This is a genomic window from Pseudomonas sp. PA-4-8C, assembly GCF_021606625.1.
In the GTDB taxonomy this organism is placed as follows: domain Bacteria; phylum Pseudomonadota; class Gammaproteobacteria; order Pseudomonadales; family Pseudomonadaceae; genus Aquipseudomonas; species Aquipseudomonas lactis.
In genome coordinates this window covers 1-8,022 of record NZ_WKCD01000254.1, presented here as the reverse complement: position 1 = coordinate 8,022, position 8,022 = coordinate 1, and the positions used below count along the sequence as shown (strand labels likewise).

Below are 8,022 nucleotides of genomic sequence, written 5' to 3'. Positions count from 1 at the left end.
GCGCTGTTGCGTGCCAGCCAGACCTTCAAGAAGGCGCCCCTGGCGGAACGCAAAATGCTCGGGGCGATCCCCTTGCGCATCCTGCGGCCCGCTGGCCCGCCCAAAGGCGTGGTGCTGGATATCCACGGCGGTGGCTGGGTGATCGGCAATGCGCAAATGGATGACGACCTTAACCTCGGCATGGTGAATGCGTGCGACGTGGCGGTAGTGTCGGTGGATTATCGGCTGGCGGTGGATACGCCAATTGAAGGGCTGTTGGATGACTGCCTGACGGCTGCGCGCTGGCTTTTGGCGGACTGCCCGGAGTTTGCCGGCCTGCCGGTGTTTTTTGTCGGTGAATCGGCCGGCGGGCACCTGGCGGCGGCCACTTTGTTGGCGCTCAAGCAATGGCCCGAGTTGCTCCAGCGGGTGAGCGGCGCGGTGTTGTATTACGGCGTCTACGATTTGACCGGCACGCCCAGTGTGCGCACGGCCGGGCCGGACACCTTGTTGCTGGACGGGCCGGGCATGGTCCAGGCGCTGCGCCTGCTGACGCCGGGGATCAGCGACGAGACGCGCCGTCAGCCACCGTTGTCGCCCTTGTATGGGGACTTTGAAGGGCTGCCGCCCGCGTTGATGTTTGTGGGTGAACTGGACCCGCTCAAGGATGACACTCTGCTGATTGCCGAGCGATGGCCAACGGTGGAGGCTCATTTGCTGCCAGAAGCGGCCCACGGGTTTATTCACTTTCCGGTGGCGATGGCTGATCGCGTGTTGGCTTACGCTCGCCAGTGGATAACGGGCCGGATCCTTGGCAATGAGCGTTAGTATCGAGGCGGTGCAGGCCGCTGACATTCCCCAGGTGCTGAGCTTCGCTTTGCTGGCGCGGGATGAACTGTTTCCCACGCTCAGTGCCACCGGCGTCCCCCACGATCTGGCGCAGTTTGAAGCGATCTACCTTGAGGGGGGCGGGCGGTTTTTGATTGCTCGTGCCGAAGGCCGGATCGTTGCCTCGGTGGCTTATCGGCCCTACGACGGCCGCTTCCCGCAGTTGAACTACCAGGGGCGCAAGACGGTGGAAGTGGTGCGCCTGTATGTGCTCCCGGCAGCGCGACGCTTGGGCCTGGCGGGCCAGTTATACCGCTCGCTGCAAGCGCTGGCGCGGGCCGATGGCGTAGAGATGATGTACTTGCATACCCATCCGTTTCTGCCCGGTGCGATTGATTTCTGGCGCAGGCAGGGGTTTGAGGTGGTGGGTGTCGAGGCCGACCCGATCTGGCAAACCACCCACATGCATCGGCCTCTGTAGGTGAAGTGTGGGAGGGGGCTTGCCCCCGCTAGCGGTGGGCCAATCACCGATGTATTTGCTGACACTCCCTCATCGGGGGCAAGCCCCTCCCACATTTGGACCACAGTTGGCCGTCAGACCGTCACCAGAGCAAGCTGCCCCAACCTACGGATTCAGTTGGAGCGCAGGCGCAGGATTTGCGCGCCGTCGAACGGGTCCGTCAGGTAATGCCCCTGCACGCCGAAGGTCTCCTGCAAGCGCTGTGGCGTCAGCACTTGCAGCGGCGCGCCCAGCGCCACCAGTTGCCCGCGATCCAGCACGGCCAGGCGATCACAGGTCAACGCTTGGTTCAAATCATGCAGCGCAATCAAGGTGGTCACTGGCAAGCCTTGCACGCCTTTGAGGATCGCCAGTTGATGTTGGATATCCAGGTGATTGGTCGGCTCATCCAGCAATAAAATCTGCGGGCGTTGCGCCAGGGCGCGGGCGATGTGCACGCGCTGGCGTTCGCCCCCCGAGAGGCTGCGCCAGGCGCGTTGGCTCAGGTGGGTGGCGTCTACGTCATGCAGGGCCTGGTGCACGATGGCGTCGTCTTCACGCGACCACGGGCTCAGCGCCGACAGCCAGGGCGTGCGGCCTAGCGCCACGGCGTCGAACACGCGGATGGCGTCGTCGGTGTCGGCCTGTTGCTCCACCACCGCCAGCTGTTGCGCGATGGTGCGGCGTGACAACCCACCGACCCGCTTGCCGCCCAGGCGCACTTCACCGCTGGCCGGCGGGCGCAAACCGGCGAGTAATTTGAGCAGGGTGGACTTGCCCGAACCGTTCGGCCCGACGATGCCCAGGGTTTCGCCCGCCTGCACGTCCAGGTCGATACCGTCCAGTAACTGGGCCTCACGCACCTTGAAACCCAGGCCGCTGCAACTGAGCACGCTCATCGGGCGTTCCTCCGGCCAATCAAAATCAACGCAAACACAGGCGCGCCCACCAGTGCCGTGACCACCCCAACGGGAATCACTTGGCCCTTGATCAGGGTGCGTGACAGCACATCGGCGGCGATCAGAAACAGCGCGCCGCCCAAGGCGCTGGCCGGCAGCAAGCGCGAATGCCCGGTGCCAAGCAACAGGCGCACCGCATGGGGAATTACCAAGCCGACAAACCCGATGGAGCCGACGATGGACACCATCACCGCCGTCACCAGCGCGGCGCAGGCCACCAGCACAAATTGCACGCGGCGCACCGGGATGCCGAGGGAGGCCGCCGAGTCGCTGCCGAAGGTGAACGCATCCAGTGCACGCCGGTGCCACAGGCACACTGCGAGCCCCACGACCGCCACCGGCACCGCCAACCACACCGACGGCCAGCGCACGCCGCTGAGGTTGCCCAGCAGCCAGAACATAATGCCGCGGGCTTGTTCGGAGCTGGCCGACTTGGTGATCAGGAACGCGGTCAGGGCATTAAACAACTGCGAGCCGGCGATGCCCGCGAGGATGATCTGCCCGGTACCGCTGGACGATCCGCTGGCCCGTGCGAGCAGCGTCACCAGCGCAAATGCCGCCATCGCCCCCACGAACGCGCCGGCCGACAACGACACCAGGCCACCGCCCACGCCAATCAAGGCCACGAGTACCGCGCCGGTTGACGCGCCGGCGCTGATGCCCAGCAGGTACGGGTCGGCCAGCGGGTTACGCAGCAGTGATTGCAGGATCACGCCGCACGTTGCCAACCCTGCGCCGCAGGCTGCGGCCACCAGGGCGCGGGTGAGGCGGTAGTTCCACACCACGCCTTCGTCGATGGGGTCCAGTACGTAGCCGGCGGCCCAGAGTTTATTGGCGAGCACCTGCAGCACCACCTGCGGTTCGATGGCGGTTTCACCGATGGCGACGCCAGCGAGCAGGGCGAGCAACAGCAGCGCCAGGGCGAGTAGGGTGCGCATCATTTGCCCAGGTGGTAGCCGTCGATGGCGGCGGCCAATTGTTCAAGGCCCTCGAAGGTGCGCAGGCTCGCCTGCAAGGCAAGGGCGTCGAGGATGATGATGCGGTTGTTCTTCACCGCGTCCATGTTGCGGGTTACCGGGTCACTGCGCAGGAAGGCGAGTTTCTTTTCATGGTCGTCGGTCGGGTAGCGGCGGCGGTCCATGCGTGCGATCACCAGGAAGGTGGGGTTGGCCTTGGCGATGGTTTCCCAGCCGACGGCAGGCCACTCCTCATCGGACTGCACCACGTTACGCAGGCCAAGGGTTTGCAGCATGAATTGCGGCACGCCTTTGTGGCCGGCTACGTAAGGGTCGCTGGCCATTTCGGCGCTGGAGAACCACACCAGTGCACTGGCTCGCTGCAAGCCCTTGCCCTGGGCCGTGGCGACGGACTTGGCCAGGCGCGCCTTGAGTTCGTCGGTCAGTTGTTGGCCGCGATCCTGCACGTCGAAAATCTGCGCCAGTTGCTGGAGGCTCTGGTAGATCGTCTCGATGCGAAAGGGCTCCAATCGCGTGCCGTCGGCACCCACCAAGTTGTCCTTGCCTTCGCAGTCGGATGGCAACAGGTAGGTGGGGATCTTCAGTTCATGAAACTGCTCACGGGTGCCGACCACGCCTTGGGGGCCCACCACCCATTCCAGCTCGGCGGCCACCAGTTGCGGGCGCTTGGCGAGTACGGCTTCGAAGCTGGGCTCGTTGTTGGCCAGGCGCTCGATGCGATCGTCCTGGGCCTTGTACTGCGCCGCCACGTTGTTGAACCACAGCGAAGTGCCGACCACCTTGTCGCCCACGCCCAGGGCGTAGAGCATCTCGGTGGCGGCCTGGCCGATGGTCACGCTGCGGGCGGGGGCGTGCTGGAAGGTCAGGGTGCTGCCGCAGTTTTGCAGGGTCAGCGGGTACTGAGTGGGCGCGGCTTGCGCCAGGGCACACACACTCAAACCTGCGATCAGGGCGGTAACGCGTGGCAGCATGAGGCGATCTCCTTGTGAACCGTAGGTGCAGCAGGGGAGGTACGGCTCGGAAATACGCCCATGGAGGCTGCTGAAGCGCAGGGCCAGGATGTCCTTCCCGGACACCCCGCCGGTTAGTGAATTAGCTGGGCCGGCAGGTCTCCTGACTGATGCGTCGTCGCCATGCCCCGCCTTCCCGGGCGTGGTCCAGTGGCATTCGAGGGTAGGCTCGGCATCTACAGTTGCGGGGGCAGTTTCGGTTCACGCCGCGTGCGGCGTTTCGAATTCCCTGTTAGTCCCATACGGGAACCGGCGGCCGTATGGTAAGCGATCATACCCTGTAGGAGCGAGCTTGCTCGCGAAGGTCGCTAACGTTAACGCGGGGAGCCTGGTGCGCCGCGGTGCTCTCGGGTGCTTCGCGAGCAAGCTCGCTCCTACAAAGGGATCGTCAGAGCCGAATATCCTGGGGGCCGCGGATCAGCGCTTCGATCCGGGTGCCTGTGGCGCGCTCTTCGTTGCTGAAGCCGTCGTAGTCGGCCAGGTTGGCGAAGCGGATGCCGGTCAGTTGTTCGATCGCGATCACGCTGCGCTGGTAAGTTCTGAGCTGACCGAACACCAGGTCCAACTGATCCAGCTCGCGTCGCTGGTCGATCATGTAGGCACTGGCGGACGGTTTGCCGTCGTCGCTGAGGTAGGCCACCACTTTCCAGAATGCCTGGGGGATTTTTACCCCGCGATAAACGCGATCGTTGTCGCTGAACACCGGGCCGCTGAACACCGTGGCCCGGGCTTTCCAGCGCTGGGTGTTGTCGAGGATGTAGTCTTCCAGTTCCAGCCAGGTCTTCTGGTTGAAGCCGCTCATTTGAGGGGAGCAGTTGGTGAAGTGAAAGGTGTCGAAGTTGGCGGTGTTGGCCTCGTCGCCCCAGTTGGGGTCCTGGCGCCGTACCAGGTGGCCGCGGTCCAGGCCATTGCCGGCATAGAGGTCTTCACCTACCTGCGCATCCAGGGGCAGGCGGCCATCGTAGGCCCAGGTGTCGTTGCTGCGCGTGATGTCTACATGCTTGGCGCCGTCGATATTCACCCCCACGTAGAGCGCCAGTCGTCGAGAGCGCGACAGGGTGATGGAGAAATGCGTGTAGTCCAGACGCTTGGGTTGCACGTCGCCCGCCAGTGGCTGGTCAACCGTGGGCCATGGCACCACGAAGTCGCTGAGGAAGTCGTCGGCATAGCCAGCGCGGTTTTTGAGGTCCTTGGCCGCGGTGACGCGCGGCGTCGCGGCTTTGGCTTCCAGCAGGGTGGGGTTGGCCGCGACCAATGGGCGCAGGTCGGCGAGCCTTGGGCGGTGGGAAAGGTCGATGTTGGCTGTGCGGGCGGGCATGGGCATGTTCCTTATGGGCCTCGGATAAACACCACTGAAACACAAACTCATGACAATTTGGCCCAGGGGGCGAACACAGGGCTATCCTGAAAACCGTTACCCGGACGTTCACCACACGCCAAAAAGGAGCCAGCTCATGTGTGTTCGCCAACCGCGCAACCCGATTTTTTGCCTGATCCCGCCGTACATGCTCGACCAGATCGCACGCCACGGCGACAAAGCCCAACGGGAAGTCGCATTACGCACGCGTGCCAAGGACAGCACGTTTCGTTCGTTGCGCATGGTCGCGGTACCCGCCAAGGGGCCGGCCCGCATGGCACTGGCCGTGGGCGCCGAGAAGCAACGCTCGATCTACAGTGCCGAAAACACCGACAGCCTGCCCGGCAAGCTGATCCGCGGCGAAGGGCAGCCCGCCAGTGGCGATGCCGCGGTGGACGAAGCCTATGACGGCCTGGGCGCGACCTTCGATTTTTTTGACCAGGTCTTTGATCGCAATTCCATCGACGATGCGGGCATGGCGCTGGACGCCACGGTGCACTTCGGCCAGGACTACAACAATGCGTTCTGGAATTCGACCCAGATGGTGTTCGGCGATGGCGACCAGCAGTTGTTCAACCGCTTTACCGTGGCACTCGACGTCATTGGCCATGAGTTGGCCCATGGCGTGACTGAGGATGAGGCCAAGCTGATGTACTTCAACCAGTCCGGTGCGCTGAACGAGTCGTTGTCGGATGTGTTCGGTTCGCTGATCAAGCAGTACGCGTTAAAGCAAACGGCCGAGGATGCCGACTGGTTGATCGGCAAGGGGCTGTTTACCAAAAAGATCAAGGGCACGGCGCTGCGCTCGATGAAGGCGCCAGGCACTGCGTTTGATGACAAGCTGCTGGGCAAAGACCCGCAGCCTGGGCACATGGATGATTTTGTGCAAACTTACGAGGACAATGGTGGGGTGCATATCAATTCCGGCATTCCCAACCACGCGTTCTATCAGGTGGCCACCCGGATTGGCGGGTTCGCCTGGGAGCGTGCCGGGCGTATCTGGTATGACGCACTGCGCGATTCGCGGTTGCGGCCCAATTCCGGGTTCTTGCGTTTTGCGCGCATTACCCACGATATTGCCGGCCAGCTTTATGGCGTGAACAAAGCTGAGCAGAAGGCAGTCAAGGAAGGCTGGAAAGCGGTGGGCATAAACGTTTGACGAAGCCGCCTGAGCGGCGAGGAAAAACCATGCGAATTTCAATCAAGGAAAGCGGCGGACCGGCGTTTTTTCCGGGGTTGGCCAAGCCGCGCACGGTAGAGTTGGACGCGCTGCCCGAGCCTGATCAGCAGGAGTTGCGGCAACTGATTGAAGCGTCGGGTTTTTTCCAGTTGCCGCAAAGCACCGATCCCGAGCCTGGCAACCCAGGCCGGGTGCATTACACCCTGACAGTTGCGGCAGGCAAGCGCGAGCGCACGGTCTGTGTGCTCGCGCCGGTGAATCCCCCGGCACTGGACGGGTTGGTGCAGTGCGTGCGACGGCATAGTCGGGGCTGACTTGGGCCTATTGGCTAGATGAGCTCAGCAAGATCCGATGGGCTGAAGGCTTTCAGGCTGGAGGTCTCTCCCGTGCGAATTTTGCTGGCCCACTGTGGGTCGCTCAGTAATGCGCGGCCAACGGCGATGAGGTCAAATTCTTCGCGTTCAAGCCTGTGCACTAGATTATCCAGGCTGGCGGGTTGAGAGCTTTCGCCTCCGAAGGCGGCAAGAAAGTCCCCGGACAGGCCGACCGAGCCCACGCTGATGGTCGCCGCGCCGGTGAGTTTCTTGGCCCAGCCGGCGAAGTTCAGCCCCTGCTCGCCATCCAGTTCGGGAAATTCGGCTTCCCAGAAACGCCGTTGTGAGCAATGCAGGATATCGACACCCGCTTCCACCAGCGGCACCAGCCAGTCCGACATGGCGTTCGGCGTGGTCACCAGGCGCGCGCTGTAATCCTGCTGCTTCCACTGGCTCACCCGCAATATCACGGGGAACGCCGGGCCTACTGCTGCACGTATCGCCTTGACCACCTCTGCCGCGAAACGCGAGCGTTCCTTGATCGATGCACCATTGAACTGGTCGGGACGCTGATTGGTGCCTTCCCAGAAGAACTGATCGAGTAAGTAACCGTGTGCACCGTGTATTTCAACGGTATCAAACCCTAACCGTTTGGAGTCGGCAGCCGCCTTGGCGTAAGCCGCAATCGTGTCGGCGATGGCTTCATCACTCATCGCGTCACCGCGTGGCGTACTGGGTGCGGCGAGGCCGGAAGGGCCTTCGATACCTGTCTCGGGCGCCCAATCGTTGAAGGGATTTCCCACTGATCCGACATGCCAGATTTGCGGTCCCATTTTGCCGCCTGCCGCATGCACGCCGTCGATGACCTGTTTCCAGCCCGCCAATGCCTGGTCGCCATGGAACAGCGGGACGCCGGGGT

General features: G+C 63.2%; 9 protein-coding genes and 1 riboswitch. Of the genes, 4 read left to right on the top strand and 5 right to left on the bottom strand.

Features of this window, described 5'->3' with window-relative positions; genetic code table 11:
- Both GIW04_RS24775 and GIW04_RS24770 read left to right on the top strand, forming a co-directional pair.
- Window positions 1-807: alpha/beta hydrolase (locus GIW04_RS24775; protein ID WP_236479287.1), on the top strand; the 807-nt coding region annotated here is incomplete at its 5' end.
- On the top strand, window positions 797-1,288 hold the full coding sequence (locus GIW04_RS24770; RefSeq protein WP_014719177.1) for a GNAT family N-acetyltransferase: 492 nt from the start codon (window positions 797-799) through the stop codon (window positions 1,286-1,288). The genes GIW04_RS24775 and GIW04_RS24770, both read left to right, overlap by 11 nt.
- 152 nt (window positions 1,289-1,440) lie before the next feature.
- Here GIW04_RS24770 and GIW04_RS24765 read toward each other — a convergent pair whose 3' ends face one another.
- The 4 genes from GIW04_RS24765 to GIW04_RS24750 all read right to left on the bottom strand — a co-directional run bounded on the left by GIW04_RS24765 (window position 1,441) and on the right by GIW04_RS24750 (window position 5,570).
- Complete coding sequence (locus GIW04_RS24765) at window positions 1,441-2,205, bottom strand: ABC transporter ATP-binding protein (RefSeq protein ID WP_120248930.1); 765 nt, start codon at window positions 2,203-2,205, stop codon at window positions 1,441-1,443.
- Window positions 2,202-3,206: a FecCD family ABC transporter permease gene (locus GIW04_RS24760; protein WP_003192595.1), complete on the bottom strand. Its 1,005-nt coding sequence runs from the start codon at window positions 3,204-3,206 to the stop codon at window positions 2,202-2,204. The genes GIW04_RS24765 and GIW04_RS24760 overlap by 4 nt, the downstream gene beginning before the upstream one ends.
- Entirely contained in the window at window positions 3,203-4,213 is a 1,011-nt protein-coding gene (locus tag GIW04_RS24755; protein ID WP_120248929.1) for an ABC transporter substrate-binding protein, read from the bottom strand. Before GIW04_RS24755 ends, GIW04_RS24760 begins: the two co-directional genes overlap by 4 nt.
- A 115-nt stretch (window positions 4,214-4,328) precedes the next feature.
- A riboswitch (cobalamin riboswitch) is annotated at window positions 4,329-4,521 on the bottom strand.
- 119 nt (window positions 4,522-4,640) lie between these two features.
- Entirely contained in the window at window positions 4,641-5,570 is a 930-nt protein-coding gene (locus GIW04_RS24750; RefSeq protein ID WP_032900775.1) for a DNA/RNA non-specific endonuclease, read from the bottom strand.
- A gap of 136 nt (window positions 5,571-5,706) precedes the next feature.
- Between GIW04_RS24750 and GIW04_RS24745 the strand changes: the two genes are divergently transcribed.
- Together GIW04_RS24745 and GIW04_RS24740 are read left to right on the top strand one after the other, a co-directional pair.
- Complete coding sequence (locus tag GIW04_RS24745) at window positions 5,707-6,768, top strand: M4 family metallopeptidase (protein WP_003192590.1); 1,062 nt, start codon at window positions 5,707-5,709, stop codon at window positions 6,766-6,768.
- 29 nt (window positions 6,769-6,797) lie between these two features.
- Window positions 6,798-7,103, top strand: coding sequence for a protealysin inhibitor emfourin (locus tag GIW04_RS24740; protein ID WP_236479285.1), 306 nt, complete (start codon window positions 6,798-6,800; stop codon window positions 7,101-7,103).
- Between the two features lie 14 nt (window positions 7,104-7,117).
- Here GIW04_RS24740 and GIW04_RS24735 read toward each other — a convergent pair.
- On the bottom strand, window positions 7,118-8,022 hold a 905-nt coding region (locus tag GIW04_RS24735; RefSeq protein WP_236479283.1), incomplete at its 5' end, for an oxidoreductase.

Coding starts and splice junctions, on each gene's coding strand:
- GIW04_RS24770 (WP_014719177.1), top strand. CDS start 797: ATGAGCGTTAGTATCGAGGCGGTGCAGGCCGCTGACATTCCCCAGGTG.
- GIW04_RS24765 (WP_120248930.1), bottom strand. CDS start 2,205: ATGAGCGTGCTCAGTTGCAGCGGCCTGGGTTTCAAGGTGCGTGAGGCC.
- GIW04_RS24760 (WP_003192595.1), bottom strand. CDS start 3,206: ATGATGCGCACCCTACTCGCCCTGGCGCTGCTGTTGCTCGCCCTGCTC.
- GIW04_RS24755 (WP_120248929.1), bottom strand. CDS start 4,213: ATGCTGCCACGCGTTACCGCCCTGATCGCAGGTTTGAGTGTGTGTGCC.
- GIW04_RS24750 (WP_032900775.1), bottom strand. CDS start 5,570: ATGCCCGCCCGCACAGCCAACATCGACCTTTCCCACCGCCCAAGGCTC.
- GIW04_RS24745 (WP_003192590.1), top strand. CDS start 5,707: ATGTGTGTTCGCCAACCGCGCAACCCGATTTTTTGCCTGATCCCGCCG.
- GIW04_RS24740 (WP_236479285.1), top strand. CDS start 6,798: ATGCGAATTTCAATCAAGGAAAGCGGCGGACCGGCGTTTTTTCCGGGG.